Source organism: Variovorax sp. LjRoot175 (assembly GCF_964253805.1).
Lineage (GTDB): Bacteria > Pseudomonadota > Gammaproteobacteria > Burkholderiales > Burkholderiaceae_C > Variovorax.
Genome location: NZ_CAXURY020000001.1, coordinates 3,744,957 through 3,763,369, shown reverse-complemented (window position 1 = coordinate 3,763,369; position 18,413 = coordinate 3,744,957). Strand labels below are relative to the sequence as shown.

General features: G+C 66.1%; 17 protein-coding genes. 5 read left to right on the top strand and 12 right to left on the bottom strand.

Annotated features, from left to right (window positions below; genetic code table 11):
• Positions 1–15 precede the first annotated feature (15 nt).
• The 9 genes from ACSQ89_RS18585 to ACSQ89_RS18545 all read right to left on the bottom strand — a co-directional run bounded on the left by ACSQ89_RS18585 (position 16) and on the right by ACSQ89_RS18545 (position 9,437).
• Entirely contained in the window at positions 16–1,542 is a 1,527-nt protein-coding gene (locus tag ACSQ89_RS18585; RefSeq protein WP_093109772.1) for a tripartite tricarboxylate transporter permease, read from the bottom strand.
• A gap of 21 nt (positions 1,543–1,563) precedes the next feature.
• Positions 1,564–2,136, bottom strand: coding sequence for a tripartite tricarboxylate transporter TctB family protein (locus tag ACSQ89_RS18580; RefSeq protein WP_436294554.1), 573 nt, complete (start codon positions 2,134–2,136; stop codon positions 1,564–1,566).
• Positions 2,133–3,143, bottom strand: coding sequence for a Bug family tripartite tricarboxylate transporter substrate binding protein (locus ACSQ89_RS18575; protein ID WP_436294553.1), 1,011 nt, complete (start codon positions 3,141–3,143; stop codon positions 2,133–2,135). The genes ACSQ89_RS18580 and ACSQ89_RS18575 overlap by 4 nt, the downstream gene beginning before the upstream one ends.
• A 67-nt stretch (positions 3,144–3,210) precedes the next feature.
• Entirely contained in the window at positions 3,211–4,278 is a 1,068-nt protein-coding gene (locus ACSQ89_RS18570; protein WP_093109769.1) for a dihydrodipicolinate synthase family protein, read from the bottom strand.
• Between the two features lie 2 nt (positions 4,279–4,280).
• Positions 4,281–5,303: an NAD-dependent epimerase/dehydratase family protein gene (locus tag ACSQ89_RS18565; protein WP_436294552.1), complete on the bottom strand. Its 1,023-nt coding sequence runs from the start codon at positions 5,301–5,303 to the stop codon at positions 4,281–4,283.
• A 26-nt stretch (positions 5,304–5,329) separates the two neighbouring features.
• Entirely contained in the window at positions 5,330–6,517 is a 1,188-nt protein-coding gene (locus tag ACSQ89_RS18560; protein ID WP_436294551.1) for a dihydrodipicolinate synthase family protein, read from the bottom strand.
• Positions 6,518–6,525: 8 nt separating this feature from the next.
• Positions 6,526–7,689 (bottom strand): Gfo/Idh/MocA family protein, encoded by a 1,164-nt coding sequence (locus tag ACSQ89_RS18555; protein WP_436294550.1) that lies wholly within the window; start codon positions 7,687–7,689, stop codon positions 6,526–6,528.
• 24 nt (positions 7,690–7,713) lie between these two features.
• Entirely contained in the window at positions 7,714–8,691 is a 978-nt protein-coding gene (locus ACSQ89_RS18550; RefSeq protein WP_436294549.1) for a tripartite tricarboxylate transporter substrate binding protein, read from the bottom strand.
• 98 nt (positions 8,692–8,789) lie between these two features.
• On the bottom strand, positions 8,790–9,437 hold the full coding sequence (locus ACSQ89_RS18545; RefSeq protein WP_093109764.1) for a TetR/AcrR family transcriptional regulator: 648 nt from the start codon (positions 9,435–9,437) through the stop codon (positions 8,790–8,792).
• 93 nt (positions 9,438–9,530) lie between these two features.
• On the opposite strand from ACSQ89_RS18545, the gene ACSQ89_RS18540 reads away from it, so the two are divergent.
• On the top strand, positions 9,531–11,255 hold the full coding sequence (locus tag ACSQ89_RS18540) for a thiamine pyrophosphate-binding protein (RefSeq protein ID WP_436294548.1): 1,725 nt from the start codon (positions 9,531–9,533) through the stop codon (positions 11,253–11,255).
• Positions 11,256–11,315: 60 nt separating this feature from the next.
• On the opposite strand, the gene ACSQ89_RS18535 is transcribed toward ACSQ89_RS18540, so the two are convergent.
• Positions 11,316–11,732 carry an SWIB/MDM2 domain-containing protein gene (locus ACSQ89_RS18535; protein WP_093109762.1) on the bottom strand — a complete coding sequence of 139 codons (417 nt, stop codon included), beginning with the start codon at positions 11,730–11,732 and terminating at the stop codon, positions 11,316–11,318.
• A 183-nt stretch (positions 11,733–11,915) separates the two neighbouring features.
• A complete protein-coding gene (locus ACSQ89_RS18530) occupies positions 11,916–12,842 on the bottom strand; it encodes a DMT family transporter (protein WP_093109761.1) in 927 nt (308 codons plus the stop codon).
• Between the two features lie 35 nt (positions 12,843–12,877).
• Here ACSQ89_RS18530 and ACSQ89_RS18525 point away from each other — a divergent pair, with 35 nt between their 5' ends.
• Positions 12,878–13,294: a gamma-glutamylcyclotransferase family protein gene (locus ACSQ89_RS18525; RefSeq protein ID WP_436294583.1), complete on the top strand. Its 417-nt coding sequence runs from the start codon at positions 12,878–12,880 to the stop codon at positions 13,292–13,294.
• A gap of 216 nt (positions 13,295–13,510) precedes the next feature.
• Complete coding sequence (gene aceA, locus ACSQ89_RS18520) at positions 13,511–14,830, top strand: isocitrate lyase (RefSeq protein WP_093109760.1); 1,320 nt, start codon at positions 13,511–13,513, stop codon at positions 14,828–14,830.
• Between the two features lie 64 nt (positions 14,831–14,894).
• Here the strand turns inward: aceA and ACSQ89_RS18515 are convergent, their stop codons facing one another.
• Positions 14,895–15,857 (bottom strand): GlxA family transcriptional regulator, encoded by a 963-nt coding sequence (locus tag ACSQ89_RS18515; RefSeq protein ID WP_093109759.1) that lies wholly within the window; start codon positions 15,855–15,857, stop codon positions 14,895–14,897.
• Between the two features lie 114 nt (positions 15,858–15,971).
• On the opposite strand from ACSQ89_RS18515, the gene ACSQ89_RS18510 reads away from it, so the two are divergent.
• The gene (locus ACSQ89_RS18510) at positions 15,972–16,283 is read left to right on the top strand and encodes a putative quinol monooxygenase (protein ID WP_093109758.1); all 312 of its coding nucleotides are present in this window, start codon (positions 15,972–15,974) and stop codon (positions 16,281–16,283) included.
• Positions 16,284–16,504: 221 nt separating this feature from the next.
• Complete coding sequence (gene thrS / locus ACSQ89_RS18505) at positions 16,505–18,412, top strand: threonine--tRNA ligase (RefSeq protein ID WP_436294547.1); 1,908 nt, start codon at positions 16,505–16,507, stop codon at positions 18,410–18,412.
• Position 18,413 lies beyond the last annotated feature (1 nt).

The window sequence follows — 18,413 nt, the reverse complement described above, 5'->3', positions numbered from 1 at the left end:
GGCGTCAGTCTTTGTTCAGGCACTGCGGCGGAACACGAAGCGTTTGGCGCCGCCCCAGGCACGCCGCAGGCGAACGTTCACCGCCGGGATGTACATCAGCATGGTGAGGATGGTGACGGCAGCCAGCGCCGCGCAGATGGGCCGCGTGAAGAAGGGCGCGATGCTGCCGTCGGACAGCACCAGGCCGCGGCGCAGGCTCTTGTCCAGCAGCTCGCCCAGCACCAGGCCCAGCACGAAAGGCGCCATCTCGTAGCCGCGGCGGCGCAGGAAGAAGGCGCCGACACCGATGGCCAGCATGCAATAGACGTCGAACAGGCGCGAGGCGATCGCGAAGGCGCCCACGGTGCACAGCACGAAGATCACCGGCATCAACACCGAACGGCGCACGCGCAGCACATGCAGCAGCGGCCGCACCAGGAAGAGCCCGAAGATCAGGATGCTGAAGGTGGCCAGCGTGGTCATCGCCACCACGTCGTAGACGAACTGCGGCGTCTTGATCATGAGCATCGGGCCGGGCTGGATGCCGTGGATGATCATCGCCGCCATCAGCACCGCCGCCGGCGCCGAGCCCGGAATGCCCAGCGCCAGCGCCGGAATGATGCCGCCGGGAATGGCCGACATGTCGCCGGTCTCGGCCGCCATCAGGCCGTCGATCGAGCCCTTGCCGAACTGCTCGCGCTCGGGGCTCACCGTCTTGGCGGCCGCATAGGACATCCACGCGCCCGAGTCCTCGCCGATGCCGGGCAGGATGCCGGTCACCACGCCGATCACGCCGGAGCGGATCACGGTGCGCCAGTACTTCACGACCTCGCGGAAGCGCGGCAGCACGGAGTCCTTCATCTCGACGATCTTGCGCTCGATGGGATCGGCCAGCGAGGTCAGCACCTCGGCGAAACCGAAGGCGCCGATCAAGGCGGGGATGAGCGCGATGCCGCCGGAGAGCTCGTCCCAGCCGAAGGTGAAGCGGTCGTAGGCGTAGAGGCCTTCCTGGCCGATCTGCGCGACCAGGAGGCCCAGGCAGCCCATGAGCCAGCCCTTGATCGGGTCTTCGCCGACGATGCTGCCCGACATCGCCACGCCGAAGAGCGCGAGCCAGAAGAACTCGAAGGCGCCGAAGGACAGCGCGATCTCGGCCAGCGCGGGCGTGAACATCGCCAGGCACAGCACGCCGAACAAGGTGCCGGTGAAGGCCCCCGAGGTCGCGATGCCGATGGCGCGGCCGGCCTCGCCCTTGCGCGCGAGCGCATAGCCGTCGGCGCAGGAAGCGGCATTGGCCGCGGTGCCGGGAATGTTGAGAAGAATGGCGCTGCGGCTGCCGCCGTAGAGCGTGCCGACGTAGGCGCAGATCAGGATCAGGATGGCGTCGTTGGGCGCCATCTTGATGGTGAGCGTGGTCAGGAGCGCGATGCACAGCGTGGCCGACAGGCCCGGCATGCAGCCCACCAGGATTCCCAGCAGTGCCCCGCCAAGCCCGTAGGTGATGGACCAGAAGTTCAGGAAGCTGAGGTAGGAGTGCCCCAGCATCTGCAAGCCTTCGAACATGCCGTCTCCTTGGTCTGCGCGTCAGGGCAGGCGCACCAGGAAGAACTCCTGGAACACGAGCGTGACGATGACGCCGGCACCCAGGCCCACGGCCAGCGCGAAGGCCAGGCCGCGGAGGCGCTGGTTCTTCGCCGTCCGCTCCGCGTACTGCAGCAGGCTGATGGTGACGGTGACGAAGATCGCGGCCGCGAGCCAGAAGGGCAGGCCATGGCCCACCAGGCCAGCCGCGAAGCCGATGCACAGCGCCAGCACGGTCCACATGCGGCGCATCTCGGCGTGGTCGGCCTCGGTGCGCGCGTGCGGCACGTGCGGCGCCTTGGCCAACCGGCGCCACGAGCGGTAGAGCATCAAGAGGCCGAAGAACATGATCGCCGCGCCGAGCAAGCCCGGCAGCAGGCCCGGCACGGTGTAGGGGTTGATGTCCTGCCGCTCGAGCCGGTCCATGCGCAGCGAGCCGATGGTGGTCGCGATGCCGAGCGCGATCCAGCCCAGCGACTGCCAGAGGTCCGCGCGCGGCGAGGTCTTGCGCTCGTGCGCCGCGGCCTCGGCCTCCGCCGCGGCGCGTTCGGCGCTGTGGGCGGTGTCGGTCGTCACGGCCGCGCGATGCCGAGCGTCTCGGGCGAGACCTTGGCCTTGCCGCTGTCGAAGAGCAGCCAGGCATTGGCCTGGATGGCCGGCGTGACCGCGGTCTGCGCCTCGGCGCCGTGGAGCGGCGCGAAGAGGGCGCCGCGGCTGGTGGCGTACTTCTTCAGCACCTCGCTCTTGGAGACGTTGTCGACCCAGATCTTCTCGACCGTCTTGACCACCTCGTCGGGCACGCCCTTGGGAATGAAGATGCCGAAATAGTTGGCCGGCGCCTTGAAGCCGGGCAGCGTCTTGGCGAGCGGCTCGATGGTGCCGAAGCCTTCGAGCTCCAGCGCCTTGTCGCTCACCGTGGCCAGCGGCCGGATGCGCTTGCCGCGGATCATGTCGGCCTGCTCGACCGCGAGCTGCGTCGTGACCTCGGTCTCGCCGGCCACCGTCGCCACCACCGCCGGGTTGCCGCCGTCGTAGGTGACGTGGCGGTACTTGACGCCCGTGGTCTTGGCGATGAGTTCCATCGCGTTGTGGCCGGCCGAGGTCACGCCCGCGGTGGCCACGCTGATCTGGCCGGGCTTGGCCTTCATCGCGTCCAGCAGATCCTTGGCGTTCTTGTACGGCGCGGCCGCATTCACGCCGATGACCTGGACGTTGGCGACATTGAGGAACAGGTGCCAGTCGGCGATCTTGGTCTTGAGCATGCCCAGCGTCTCGTAGGAGCCCAGGTCCTGCGCTGCGCCCGCCGTCCAGGTGTAGCCGTCCTTGGGCGCGTCGAGCGCGCTCTTGCTGCCGATCGAGCCCGAGGCGCCGGGCTGGTTGACGATCACCACCTTCTGGCCCAGCGTCTTTTCGATCTCCGCCGCCGTGACGCGCGTCACCTGGTCGGTGGAGCCGCCGGCGGCCCAGGGCACGATGATGGTGATGGGCCGCTCGGGCTTCCACTGCTGGGCCAGGACGGGCCCGCCCAGCGCGGCGAGTGCCGCGGCGAAGGCGATGCTTCGGATCAAGGTGCGCTTCTGCATGGTGTCTCCTGGGGTGAGTTGGACTGGGGAAACGGGATGCGGGAACCTTTGAAAAGTGAAGCGGCGCTCAGCTCAGCCAGCGCTTCAGGTGTTCGGCAACGAAGCCGTCGTCGTGCAGATCGGGGTAGGCGTCGTGCACGCGCGTGAGTTCGCTGTCCTGGCCCGGGCTCAGGCCTTCCTGCGGATCGAGGCACCAGGTGCCGGCCAGCAGGCCCTGGCGCCTGAGCACCTCGTGGCAGCCGGCGATGCAGCCGCGAAAATCGTTCGCGACGTCGAACAGGGCGGCGTTGCAGTCGGTCACTTGCGCGTCGAGCGCGAGCATGTCGGCGGGCACGGCGCCGGACGGAACCATGTCGTGGATGCGCGCCAGCAGCTGCACGGCGCGGCGCGTCCACACGCTCCAGTGGCCGAGCAGCCCACCCTTGATGCGCACCGTCACTTCCTTGCCGTCGCGCACGAAGCGGTAGGGCGTGAGCAGGTCCAGCACGATGTGATCGTCGTTGCCGGTGTAGAGCGTGACGCGCGCCTCGGCGCCGGCCTCGACCACGCCGCGCAGCACGTCCAGCGTGCGGTAGCGGTTGAAGGGCGCCATCTTGATGGCCACCACGTTGTCGATCGCGGCGAAGCGGCGCCAGAAGCTCGTGGGCAGGTGGATGCCACCGACCGCGGGCTGCAGGTAGAAGCCCACCAGCGGCATGAGCTCGGCGATGGCGCGGCAGTGGTCGATGAGCGCGTCTTCGCTCGCGCCCTTCAGCGCGGCCAGGCTCAGCAGGCCGGCGTGGTAGCCCAGCCCGCGTGCGGTGATCGCTTCGGCGCCGGCTTGCGCGGTCGAGCCGGCCAGGCCGGCGACCATGAAGAGCGGGCGCCTGCCGTCCAGCGTTTCCCAGGTGAGCGCTTCCTGCATCGCGAGTTCGAGCACCGGCTTGTAGAGGCCCGCCTCGCGGATTGCGAACTGCGTCGAGTGCACGCCCACGGCCAGGCCGCCGGCGCCGGCGTCGAGGTAGTAGCGGCTCATCGCGCGCTGGCGGCGCTCGTCGAGCTTGCGATCGGCATCGAGTGCCAGCAGGTGCGCCGGAATCACTGCGCCGCGCTTGAGCAGCGCGAGCGAGGCGGGCGGGATTTCGGAGTAGTGCATGGTCAGTACTTGCCGTCGCGCGCCTCGAAGTGCGTGGGCTTGCCGAGACTGGCCATGCCGCGACGCGTCCAGTCGGCCGTCCAGTCCAGCATGCGCGCGAGCGTGACCTGCTGCGGGCCGAAGAGTTCGAAAGCGCGGCTGCAGTCGATCAGCCAGGCGGTGTCGGCCTCGCGGCCGATGAAGACCGCTTCGACGCCGAGGCGCTGCGCGAGTCCTTCCGCGGCCTCGCGGATGGAAATGGCCGGCCCGCTCAGGTTGAGCGGCGAGGTCGGCGTGTCGCAGTGGGCCAGGGCGCGCAGCGTCCAATCGTTGGCCTCGCCCTGCCAGATGATGTTGGCATGGCCCATGGCCAAGTCGATCGGCGCGCGCGCGATGAGCTTCTGCGCCAGGTCGTGCAGCACGCCGTAGCGCATGTCGATCGCGTACGAGAGTCGGATCAGCCGCCCCGCGGTGCCGTGCAGGTGCGAGAAGTGCTGGAACATGCGCTCGCGCGCGACGCAGGAGTTCGCGTATTCGCCGGCCGGCGGCGTGGGCGGCACCTCCTCGCGTGCGCCCGGCCCGTGCACATCGGCGAACGGGTACACGCAGGCGGTCGAGAAGGCCACGATGCGGGAGCTGCGCCAACGCTCCGCCACCAGTGCCGGCACATGGGCATTCATCGCCCAGGTCAGCCATTCGCTGCCGGACGAGCCGAACTTGCGCCCGGCCATGAAGACCACGTTCGGTGCATCGGGCAGGGCGGCCAGCGCCTCGCGCGAGAGCAGGTCGGCTTCGATGCAGTCGACGCCGTAGCCTTCGAGCCGTTCGCGCAGGCCGGGTTCGGAGAAACGCGCGACACCGATCACGCGCCGGCCCGGCGTCGCGCGCTTGGCCATGCGGGCCAGCGTGGGGCCCATCTTGCCGCCCACGCCCAGCACCAGGATGTCGCCCTCGATCTTCTGCAGCGTCTGCACGAGCGCCGCGGAAGGCTGCGACATCAGGTCCTCGAGCTGCTCGAGGTCTACGAAGCGGTCGGGCAACGGCATGATGGCGACTCCCGGGTGGTGTGCAATCAGCTGTCGACGCCGTGCATCGCGAGCAGCGTTTTCATGCGCGACACAGCCAACTCCGGCTGCTCCAGCAGATTGGCCGCATCGGCCAGTCGGAACAGCTCGGCGAAATGCGGCAGCGAACGCGTGCTCTGCTGGCCGCCGACCATCGCGAAATGCTTCTGGTGGCCATTGAGCCAGGCCATGAAGACCACGCCGGTCTTGTAGAAGCGCGTGGGCGCCGCGAAGATGTGGCGCGACAGCGCCACCGTGGGGCCCAGGATCGCGTGGAACTTCTCGGTGTAGCCCTGCGCCAGTTCGCCGAGCGCAGCGCTCGCGGCCGGCGCGATGGCGTCGAAAATGCCCAGGAGTGCATCGCTCTTTCCATGCGTGGGCGCGTTGCCGAAGCCGTCCCCCGCGATCAGCTCGGCATAGTTGAAGTCGTCTCCCGTGTACATGCGCACATCCGCCGGCAGGCGGCGGCGCATCGCGATCTCCTTGTCCTTGTCGAGCAGCGAGATCTTGATGCCGTCGACCTTCTGCGGATGGGCGGCGATGATGCCGAGCGCGGTGTCCATCGCCGCGTCGACATTCTTCGTACCCCAGTAGCCGGCGAGCGCCGGGTCGAACATGTCGCCCAGCCAGTGCAGCACCACCGGCTGCCTCGCCTGCGAGAGGATGCGGTCGTACACGCGCTCGTAGTCGGCCGGGCTCTTCGCGACATGGGCCAGCGCGCGGCTGGCCATCACGATCAGCTTGCCGCCGAGCGCCTCGATGGCTTCCATCTGCTCTTCGTAGGCGCGGATCACGTCGTCGACGTTCTTCACGTCGATCAGGTTCAGATGGTCGGTGCCGCAGCCGGAGGCGACCAGTGCGCCCGGCACGTCCTTGGCCGCGTCGAGCGAACGGCGGATCAGCTCCAGCGAGGTCGGCCAGTCCAGGCCCATGCCGCGCTGCGCGGTGTCCATGGCCTCGGCGACGCCCAGGCCCAGCGACCAGAGATGGCGGCGGTAGGCGATGGTGGCGTCCCAGTCGACCGCGCATTCCAGCCACGGATCGATCGCGGCCAGCGGATCGGCCACCACATGTGCGGCCGAGTAGGCGATGCGGTTGAAGCGGACGCCCGGCGGCGGCTTGACCGGTGTCGTGCCGCGCAGCGTGTAGGGCGCGAGCTTGCCGCCGGTGGTGGGAAGCGTGAGCGAGAGGGTCATCGCAATCCTCAGATCTTCAGCGCCGGCACGTCGATCCAGCGCCGGTCCTTCCACGATTCGAGCGCGGCCTCCACCAGCTGCACGCCCTTGGCGCCTTCGGGCAAGGTCCACTTGTAGGGCGCGTTCTCCACCACGTGGCGAATGAAGTGCTCCCACTGGATCTTGAAGCCGTTGTCGTAGGCCTGCGAATCGGGGATCTCCTGCCACTGGTCGAAGAAGTTCATGCTCTGCTTCTCGTCCGGGTTCCACACCGGGCGCGGCGTGGCGACGCGCGACTGCGCTCGGCACGACGAGAGCCCGGCCACGGCCGAGCCGTCCGTGCCGTCGACGTGGAAGGTCACGAGGTCGTCGCGGCGCACGCGCGTGGCCCAGCTCATGTTGAGCTGCGCGATCACCGGCTCGCCGTTGTGGCCTTTGAGCTCGCAGGTGGCGTAGGCGGCGTCGTCGGCGGTGGCTTCGTAGGGCTTGCCATCCTCGTCCCAGCGCTTGGGGATGTGCGTGGCGCCCAGGCAGGAGACCGACTGCACCTCGCCGAACAGGTTGTCCAGTACATAGCGCCAGTGGCACATCATGTCCAGGATCATGCCGCCGCCGTCTTCCTTGCGGTAGTTCCACGAGGGGCGCTGGATCGGCTGCAGGTCGCCCTCGAACACCCAATAGCCGAACTCCAGGCGCACCGAGAGCATGCGGCCGAAGAAGCCGGCGCGGCGCAGCATGTCGAGCTTGCGCAGGCCGGGCAGGAAGAGCTTGTCCTGCACTGCGCCATGCTTGAGGCCCGAGCCCTCTGCCAGACGCGCGATCTCGACGGCTTCGTTGAGGTTGGTGGCGATCGGCTTCTCGCAGTAGACATGCTTGCCGGCACGGATCGCCTTGGCCAGCAGCGTGGGGCGCATCTGCGTGGTGCCGGCGTCGAAGAAGATCGTGTCGTCTTTGTTCTCGAGCGCGCGGTCGAGGTCGGTGCCCCAGCGCTCGATGCCGTGCGCCTTGGCCAGCGCCTCGATCTTCTCGGCGTTGCGGCCGATGAGGATCGGATCGGGCATGACCTTGTCGCCGTTGGAGAGCGGGACGCCGCCCTGCGCGCGGATCGCGACGATCGAGCGGATCAGGTGCTGGTTCATGCCCATGCGTCCGGTGACGCCGTGCATGATGAGTCCGAGTCGTTGCTGTGCCATGTATGTGTTTCCTTCCCTGGGTTCTTACTGCGTCGGCGTGAGGCCAGCGGCCTTCACGAGCTTGGCGTTGCTGGCGATTTCTTCCTTGATGTACGCATCGAACTGCTCGGGCTTGAGCGTCCAGGCGTCGGCGCCGAGCTTCAGGAAGCGTTCCTTGACTTCCGGGCTGGCGAGCGCCTTCGCGACTTCGTCGTGCAGCCGGTTCACGATCTCGCGCGGCGTCTTGGCCGGCGCCATCATTCCGATCCAGAAGTTGAATTCGGAGCCCGGCACCCCGGCCTCGGCCGTGGTCGGCACATCGGGCAACGCGGCCGCGCGCTTGGGCGAGCCCACGGCCAGCGCGAGCAGCTGGCCGTCCTTGATCTGGCCGATGACCGGCGCGATCGGCGAGAAGTAGTAGTCGACGCGGCCGGCCAGCACTTCGGTCACGGCCTCGGCCGAGCCCTTGAACGGGATGTTGGTGGCATCTATGTTGGCCGCCAGCTTGAACTTCTCGGCGTTCAGGTGCGTGGCGCTGCCCTGGCCCGCGGATGCGAAGTTGATGCTGCCGGGCTTGGCCTTGGCGGCGGCGATCAGCTCCTTCAGCGTCTTGATGTTCTTGGAAGGCGAGATCACCAGCGCGTTGGGCAGCGAGGAGATCGGCGTGACGCCGGCGAAGTCGCCCACCGTGTCGAAGGGCAGCTTGGCGAAGGTGGAGGGGCTGACCGTGTGCGAGGACGAGTGGATCATGATCGTGTAGCCGTCCGGCGCGGCCGTGGCCACGGCCTGTTGGCCGATGGTGCCGCTGGCGCCGCCGCGGTTGTCGATCACCAGCGTCTGGCCCATGCTGGCCCCCATCTTGTCGGCGATGGCGCGCGCAATGATGTCGGTGGTGCTGCCGGCGGCGAAAGGCACGATCACGCGGATCGGCTTGTTGGGGTAGGCGCCCTGCGCCGCGGCGCCGAACGAGGTGCAGAGCGCGAGCGCGGCAATGAGGGCGGTACGTCGGGTGGTGGGTCGCATGGGAGTCTCCTATTGTGCAATTCACCAAAAAGTGAATTAGAGATTCTAGGAAGCCACTCGCCGGCTCGTCAACGGCCGGACCCTAGGAGATACCCGTATCAGCGCAGCACGTAGCCCAGCACCAGGTCGGTCATGTGCGACAGACGCTGCGCCATGGCCTTGGGCGCGCGCAGGTCGCGGCCGAAGACGGCTGACAGCGTGTCGTTGTTCGAGAGGTAGAAGTAGCAGAGCGAGGCGATGGAGATGTAGAGCTGCACCGGGTCGACGCCGGCGCGGAAGAGGTTGTCGCGCCGGCCGCGCTCGAGCACGGTGTCGAGCAGCTGGACCAGTGGCGAGTTCATGTCCTGGATGCGGTCCGAGCGCTTGAGATGCGCCGCGCGGTGCAGGTTTTCGCTGTTGAGCAGCGTGATGAACTCGGGATGCTCGAGGTAGTAGTGCCAGGTGAAGGAGATCAACCGGCGGACTGCTTCGACAGGCTCGATCTCGTCGAGGTGCAGCCTTTGCTCGGCCTCGCGGATGTCGGCATAGGTGCGTTCGAGCACGGCCAGGAACAGGTCGTCCTTGCTGCCGAAGTAGTAGTAGATCAGGCGCTTGTTGAGCCCGGCGCGCGCCGCGATGCTGTCCATGCGCGCGCCGGCGAGGCCACGCTGCGCGAACTCGTCCCGCGCCGAGGCGAGGATCGCGAGCTGCGAGCGATCGGCATCGCGCGAGCGCGGTTCGGCGGGCGCAGGGGATGGGGCTTTCATGGGCGGAATTTAACCAGTTGGTGAATTAAGGCAAGAGGTTTCGGGGCGCGCAGATAATCCGCGCACCGATATTGCAACAGAGGCATCACGTCCATGAGTTCATCGCAACCCGCAGGCCATTTGATCGTCGAGTGCCTGGTCGAGCAAGGCGTGGAGCTGGCTTTCGGCGTCCCGGGCGAGAGTTTTCTGGCGGTGCTCGACGGCTTCCATGCCCACGGCGAGCGCATCCGCTTCATCGTCAATCGCCAGGAGGGCGGGGCCGCCTTCATGGCCGAGGCGCACGGCAAGCTCACGGGCCGGCCGGGCATCTGCTTCGTCACCCGCGGCCCGGGCGCCACCAACGCTTCGATCGGCGTGCACAACGCCTTCCAGGATTCGACGCCGATGGTGCTTTTCGTGGGCGATGTCGGCAGCGACTTCCGCGATCGCGAGGCCTTCCAGGAAGTCGACTACGGCAGCTTCTTCGGCCCCAGCACCAAGGGTTTTGCCAAGCGCGTGGAGCGCATCGACGATGCGAACCGCATTCCCGAGTACATCGCGCGCGCCTTCGCCACGGCGATGAACGGCCGTCCGGGTCCGGTGGTGCTCGTGCTGCCAGAGGACATGCTGCGCACCATGACCTCGGCGCGACCGCTGGCCCGCGTGGAGGCCGTGCAACCCTGGAGCGACCCCGGCGCGCTGCGCACGCTGCGCGAGCTGCTGATGAAGGCCCAACGCCCGCTGGTGATCGCCGGCGGCGGCGGCTGGACCGTCCAGGCGGCGCAGGCGCTGCAGCGCTTCGCCGAGAACTGGAGACTGCCGGTCGCCAATGCCTTCCGCTTCCAGGACACCTTCGACAACCACCACCCACTCTATGCCGGCGACGTCGGCATCGCGATCAATCCGAAGCTGGCCGAACGCGTGAAGCAAAGCGACCTGATCCTCGCGATCGGCCCGCGCTTGGGTGAGATGACCACCGGCGGCTATACGCTGCTCGAAGCGCCGAAGGCAAAACAGACGCTGGTGCACATCCATGCGAGCGCCGAAGAGCTCAACCGCGTCTACCAGGCCGACCTGGCCATCAATGCCGGCATGAGCGCGGCCGCACGCAGCCTCGAGGTGCTGAGTGCGCCGGCCGAGTTGCCATGGGAGGCGTGGACCGCGCAGGCCAACGCGGACTACCTGGCGAACCTCGAGCCTCAGGCTCTCGCCGGCTTGCCGGTGGAGACGCCGCGCGGCGCGGTCGACATGGCGGCGGTGGTCCGCCTGCTGCAGCAGCACCTGCCGCAGGATGCGGCCATCACCAACGGCGCGGGCAACTTCGCGAGCTGGGTGCATCGCTACTTCCGCTACCACGGTCTCGTGAAGGGCCACAAGACGCAGCTCGCGCCGACCAGCGGCGCCATGGGCTATGGCGTTCCCGCCGGCATTGCAGCCAACATCGCGACCGGGCGCATCGCCTTCACCATCGCCGGCGACGGCGACTTCCTGATGAACGGCCAGGAACTCGCCACCGCTTCGCAGCATGGTGGCAAGAGCATCATCGTGCTGCTCAACAACGGCATGTTCGGCACCATCCGCATGCACCAGGAACGCGAGTACCCGGCGAAGGTGAGCGGCACGGCCTTGCGCAATCCGGACTTCTGCGCGCTGGCCCGCGCCTACGGCTATGCGGCCGAACGTGTGACCGAGACTGCCCAGTTCGAAGCGGCACTGCTGCGGGCGCTGGCGGCCGATACGGGGACGCTGATCGAGATCCCGCTGGACCCCGAGGTGATCACCACGCGCGGCACGCTGTCGTCGATCACCAAGGCCGCGCAGGCGCGACCGATCGCGTAGGGCAAAAAAAAGCCGGCTCGCGCCGGCTTTCTTCATTCGGGCACCGATGGCGCCCGAGGCTCACTTGACGTGCTTGCCGATCAGCGAGGCGAGCTCGAACATCGACACTTGCGGCTTGCCGAAGATTTCCTTCAGCTTGGCATCGGCGTTGATGTTGCGCTTGTTGGCCTTGTCTTGAAGGTTGTTCTTCTTGATGTAGTCCCACAGCTTGCTCACGACAGCGGTGCGCGGCAGAGGCGTCGAGCCGACCACGGCAGCGAGTGCCGGGCTGGGGGTCAGTGCCTTCATGAACGCAGCGTTGGGGGTGCGCTTCTTGGCGGGAGCTGCCTTCTTCGCAGGAGCCTTCTTGGCGGGAGCGGCCTTCTTTGCGGGTGCTGCCTTCTTCGCCGGAGCCTTCTTGGCAGGAGCCGCCTTCTTGGCCGGAGCGGCCTTCTTCGCAGGAGCTTTCTTGGCCGGAGCCTTCTTTGCAGTTGCCATGGTTGATTTCCTTTTTTGGATTGGACACTTTCACCAATGAAAAGCGGTGTCTCCACTGGCATTGCGGATGCTAAAGGAGAAAAAACGCGTTTCCAAGGGAAAAAGCGGTTTTTTCATTGGGAGCTGTTGTTTTTTCAGAGGAGAGAAGCGCTCGTTTTCCCTCTGAGCGGCGCGCAAGCTGTCTCAGGAGCGGCGCGAAGGCCACGTGGCGAGCACCACGCCGAGCAGCGCGAGCGCGAATGCGCAGACCTGCAGCATCGACAAACTCTCGCCGAGAACAAGCACGCCGACGACGGCCGCGCTGACCGGCAGCATCACGGTGAACACGCCGGCCTGCGAGGCCGGTACGCCCTTCAAACCGGTCATCCAGAGCCACACCGTCCAGATGCTCGCGGCCAGCGCATAGACGATCAGGAGGCCCCAGAGGCCGAGCGACACCGCGCCGAAGTCGAAGCGAAGCGCGAACCAGATGCCCAGCGGCGTCGAGAGCACGAAGCCCCAGAGGTTGATCAGCGAAGAGATGCGCTTGGGTCCGAGCCGCCCGGTGAGCGACTTGCCGATCACCGCGTACGCGGACTCGCAGAGCACCGCGCAGAAGACCAGCAGGTTGCCGAGCCAGGGCAGCGGTGCGGAGGCGTCGCTGCCCGGATGGGTTTGCGCAGGCGCCGGCGCGAACGCGAGCAGCCCGATGCCCAGCGCCGCGCAAGCGATCGCGATCCAGATGCGCAGCGTGATGCGCTCGCGCAGAAACAGCCAGCTTGTGAGCGCGACGACAGCGGGGATCGACGCCATGATCACGCCGGCCGACACCGCGCTGGTCAGGCTCACGCCGAACAGCATGCAGATCGAGAACATGAAGTTGCCGAGGAAGGACTCGAGAAAGACCAGGCCGCGCGTGCGCGCCGTCATCGCGGGTTCGTCGCTCGGGCGGCGCAGCCAGTGCGGCATCGCCAAGGCGGCGATGCCGAAGCGCAGCCAGGCGAGCAGCAGCACAGGGAAGGCGATCACCAGGGGTTTGGAGAGCGCGACGTAGCTGCCGACGAGCGACATGCTCAGGGCCAGGCAACCGTAAGCCACGAAGCGGCCGGGCGCGGGGAGGGCGGTGTTCAATAGACTGGGCGCGTTGTGCGAGGAGTGATTCGATGATGCCCCAATCCGCAGCGCCTGCAGACCCGGCCCGCCATGTGTTCGTCTACGGCACCTTGCGCCGTGGCGGGCGCAACGACATCGCACGCTTTGTGCCGGCGCCCGCGCATGTGGCCGATGCCTCCATCGCCGGCACGCTGTACGACCTGGGGAGCTATCCGGGCGCCGTGCTCGGCGGGACTGCGCGGGTGGTCGGAGAGATCTACGCGATCGCATCGGCGCTCGAAGCGCAGCTCGATCTGCTCGAAGAAGTGAAGCCCGATGACAGCGGCGAATACATCAAGCGCGAAGTGACGGTGCAAGCCGGCGCGAAGGAACTCGTGTGTCTGGTCTACGAGATTCATCCGAAGCGCATCGTGGGCAGGCCGGTGATCGCGAGCGGCGACTGGCTGGCACACATGCCCCCGATTTCATGAGCGAAGAGTTCATTGCGCATCGCGAAATCCGCGCATGCTGCGACGCAATATTTTTTCTCAATACAAGAAAATTTATTCCGCATTGAGAAAACATCGCGTAAGTGGTTGATTTTAAACGGTGAAAAATATGTCTTCTATAAGACATAAGAGTGTGGCCTTGTCGTACAGTAAGTCCACGGCCGCAGCGCCACCTCTCAATCAACCCTCGGAGTGACCATGCCCCAAACCATCACTGAACAACTGAGCCGCGAACAGCAAATCGCCGCCCTCGAAAAAGACTGGGCGACCAACCCGCGCTGGAAAGGCATCAAGCGCGGCTACAGCGCAGCCGACGTGGTGCGCCTGCGCGGTTCCTTCCCGATCGAATACACCCTCGCACGCCGCGGCGCCGAGAAGCTCTGGGATCTCGTGAACAACGAGCCCTACGTCAACTGCCTCGGCGCGCTCACCGGTGGCCAGGCCATGCAGCAGGTCAAGGCGGGCGTGAAGGCGATCTATCTGTCCGGCTGGCAGGTCGCCGCCGACAACAACAGCTACGCATCGATGTACCCCGACCAGTCGCTCTATCCGGTTGACTCTGTGCCGACGGTGGTCGAGCGCATCAACAACACCTTCCGCCGCGCCGACGAGATCCAGTGGTCCAAGGGCGGCAACCCCGGCGACAAGGACTATGTCGACTACTTCGCGCCGATCGTGGCCGATGCCGAAGCAGGCTTCGGCGGCGTGCTCAACGGCTTCGAATTGATGAAGGCGATGATCAAGGCCGGCGCCGGCGGCGTGCACTTCGAAGACCAGCTCGCTTCGGTCAAGAAGTGCGGCCACATGGGCGGCAAGGTGCTGGTCCCGACCACCGAAGCGGTGCAGAAGCTGATTGCCGCGCGCATGGCTGCCGACGTCTGCGGCACGCCGACGCTCGTGATCGCCCGCACCGATGCCGAAGCGGCCGACCTGCTGACCAGCGACTACGACGAGAACGACAAGCCCTTCCTCACGGGCGAGCGCACCGCCGAAGGCTTTTACAAGACCAAGAAGGGCATCGACCAGGCCATCTCGCGCGCCGTCGCCTACGCCCACTACGCCGACCTGGTGTGGTGCGAAACCGGCACGCCCGATCTCGAGTTCGCACGCAAGTTCGCCGAAGCCGTGCACAAGGTGCATCCCGGCAAGATGCTGGCGTACAACTGCTCGCCTTCGTTCAACTGGAAGAAGAACCTCGACGACGCGACCATCGCGAAGTTCCAGAAGGAGCTGGGGGCCATGGGCTACAAGTACCAGTTCATCACGCTGGCCGGAATCCACTCGATGTGGTTCAACATGTTCGACCTGGCGCAGGACTACGTGAAGCGCGGCATGTCGGCATACGTCGAGAAGGTGCAGGAGCCCGAGTTCGCGGCGCGCGACCGCGGCTACACCTTCGTGTCGCACCAGCAGGAAGTCGGCACCGGCTATTTCGATGAAGTGACCACCGTGATCCAGGGCGGCAAGTCGAGCGTGACGGCGCTCACCGGTTCGACCGAGGAAGAGCAGTTCCACTGATCTTCATCGGCGCTTGAGTTTTGTCCCCGCGCGAGCAATCCGCGGGGATTTTTTTCGTCTCGCCTCAGTCGACCATGCGCAGCTCGCGCACGCCACGGCCCAGGCGCTGGCGCAGCAGTGCGCGCAGCGTCACGCCCTCGGCGTAGCCCACCAGCGTCGCGATCTGTTCCAGGCTCTTGTCGCTGGTCTTGAGCAGATGCACGGCGCGTTCCACGCGCAGGTCCTGGAAGTAGGACAGCGGCGTCTTGCCGAGCACCTGCTGCATGCGGCGCGCCAGGGTGCGTTTGCTGGTGCCCGCCGCCGCGGCTGCTTCGTCGAGCGAAAACCCGTCTGCCAGCCTGCCGCGAGCCCAGCGTTCGAAGCGCTCCACGGTCGGGTCCGAGTGGCTCAGGTGATCGGTGATCACGTAGGCGGACTGTGAAGGCCGCGAGTCGACGATCAGGTATTTCGCCACCAGCGCCGCGAGTTCGGGGCTGGCCTGGCGCACCAGCAGCAGCGCCATGTCGATGTGGCTCAGCGCGGCGCCTGCCGTGACGAAGGCGCCGGAGCTCACCAACATGCGCGATTCGTCGAGCTTCACGCAGGGATAGCGTTGGCGAAACAGCGAGGCCAGCCACCAGGTGGTCGTGGCGTGCTGGTGGTCGAGCAGCCCCGACTCGGCCAGCACGAAGGTGCCGATGCAGGCTGCGGCGATGCGGACACCTCGTCCGGATTGCGCGCGCAGGCAGGCCGCAGCCTCTGCGACGTCGCGCCGCTGCAGCGCGAACTGGAGGCCGTCGGGCATCTTCTCGCCGATCGCGGGCACGACGATCCAGTCCGGCTTGCCGGCATCGGGCGATGAGGCCACGGGCACGCTCAGGCCTTGCGAGGTGCGGACCCTCTTTCTCACGCCGGTGAGCTTTGCCTCGAAAGGCGTGACATCCAGACTGAGCATGCCGGCCAGTTCGTTGGCTGTGGTGAACACGTCCAGTACCGTGGCCAGGCCGGTGTCGAACACGCCGTCGAGTGCGAGGATGTTGACCTTCATGGCAACAACGATATCAAAGATGTCAAAAATGCCAATAGGTCCTATGCCGCGGCATGCTTAGAGTCACCACCATGGACGCGCAATCCCGCGCTTCCGTGTCCACCGGAGACCTTCATGATCAAGTTCGCATTGTTCGCCCGCCTCGAAGCCAAGCCGGGCAAGGAAGCCGAGGTCCAGCAGTTTCTCGAAGCGGGGCTTTCCATGGCGCGCGACGAGAAGACCACGCCGATTTGGTTCGCCCTGCGCATTTCGCCCACCACCTTCGGTGTCTTCGACGCGTTCGAGGACGAGGCCGGTCGCCAGGCGCATCTGAACGGCCCGATCGCCCAGGCCTTGATGGCCAAGGCGCCAGAGCTGTTCGCCAAACCGCCGGCCATCGAGCCGATCGAGGTGCTGGGTCTCAAGAATGCAGCGCCCGCGTCCTGAGCGGGCTGCGGATAGAATCGGCAGCTCCGTCTCAGCAGCAACAAGAGCGAGAAAGGCACCCTGGTTATGACACCGCGAACTACACCGCAAGCAATGAGCGGTCTTTTCCTTGAAGGAAGAGGCCGGTAGTCCGCGCACGCTGGAAGCATCCAGCACTCAAACCACAGCCAAGCGCGGTCCCAGACCGCGCTTTTTTGTTTTCTCGCCGAGGTTTTCTTCCCATGATCCAGATCACTCTCCCCGACAACTCGCGCCGCGAGTTTCCCGGCCCGGTTTCGGTGGCCGACGTTGCCAAGTCCATCGGCCCCGGCCTCGCGAAGATGACCGTGGCCGGCAAGGTCGACGGCCAGCTGGTCGATGCCAGCGACCTGATCGAGCATGACGCGAAGCTGCAGATCATCACGCCCAAGGACGACGAGGGCCTGGAGATCATCCGCCACTCGACGGCCCACCTGGTCGGCCATGCAGTGAAGCAGCTCTACCCGACGGCGAAGATGGTGATCGGTCCGGTGATCGAGGAGGGCTTCTACTACGACATCGCCTACGAGCGCCCTTTCACGCCCGAGGACATGGAGGCGATCGAGGCGCGCATGCGCGAGCTGATCGCGCGGGACTACGACGTGGTCAAGAAGATGACGCCGCGCGACGAGGTCATCGAGGTGTTCAAGTCCCGCGGCGAGGACTACAAGCTGCGGCTGGTGGAAGACATGCCCGACGAAAAGGCGATGGGCCTGTACTACCACCAGGAGTACGTCGACATGTGCCGCGGCCCGCACGTGCCGAACACTCGCTTCCTCAAGGTCTTCAAGCTCACGAAGCTGGCCGGCGCCTACTGGCGCGGTGATGCGAAGAACGAGCAGCTGCAGCGCATCTACGGCACGGCCTGGGCCGACAAGAAGCAGTTGGACCAGTACGTCCAGCGCATCGAGGAGGCCGAGAAGCGCGACCATCGCCGGCTGGGCAAGGAGCTCGATCTGTTCCACATCGATGAGGTGGCGCCCGGCGTGGTGTTCTGGCATCCCAAGGGCTGGGCGATCTGGCAGCAGGTCGAGCAGTACATGCGCCGTGTTTACCGCGACACGGGCTACCAGGAAGTCAAAGGCCCGCAGATCCTCGACAAGAGCCTGTGGGAAAAAACGGGCCACTGGCAGAACTACCGCGAAAACATGTTCACGACGGAGTCGGAAAAGCGCGACTACGCACTCAAGCCGATGAACTGCCCGGGCCATGTGCTGATCTTCAAGTCCGATCTGCGCAGCTACCGCGACCTGCCGTTGCGCTACGGCGAATTCGGCCAGTGCCACCGCAACGAGCCCTCGGGCGGCTTGCACGGGATCATGCGGGTGCGCGGATTCACGCAGGACGACGGCCACATCTTCTGCACCGAAGACCAGATCCTCGAGGAATGCGTGGCCTACACGGGGCAATTGCTCAAGGTCTATGCCGATTTCGGCTTCACCGAGATCCTCTACAAGGTGGCAACACGGCCCGATAACCGCATCGGCGCCGACGAACTCTGGGACAAGGCCGAGCATGCGCTGATGGAGGCACTGCGCCGATCGGGTGTGGAATTCGTCATCTCGCCCGGCGAAGGCGCCTTCTACGGGCCGAAGATCGAATACACGCTGCGAGACGCCATCGGCCGCCAGTGGCAGTGCGGCACGATGCAGGTGGACTTCAACATGGCCGAGCGCCTGGACGCAGAGTACGTCACCGAGTCCAGCGGCCGCGCACATCCGGTCATGCTGCACCGCGCGATCGTCGGCAGCCTCGAGCGATTCATCGGCATGTTGATCGAACATCACGCCGGCGCACTGCCCGCTTGGCTGGCGCCGGTGCAGCTCGCGGTGCTCAATATCAGCGAAGGACAGGCGGATTACGCATCTCAAGTTGCGAAATCGCTGCAAAATCAAGGGCTTAGAGTTTTGCTCGATCTGCACAACGAGAAGATTACGTATAAAATACGGAAGCATTCGTTGCAAAAGCTTCCCTACATCCTCGTCGTGGGCGACAAGGAGAAGGAAGCAGGTGCCGTCGCAGTGCGCGCCCGGGGCAATCTTGATCTCGGTGCCATGTCGGTGGAGGCGTTCTCCCAAAAGATCGCCGCCGACATCCAACACAAGCTTTGAA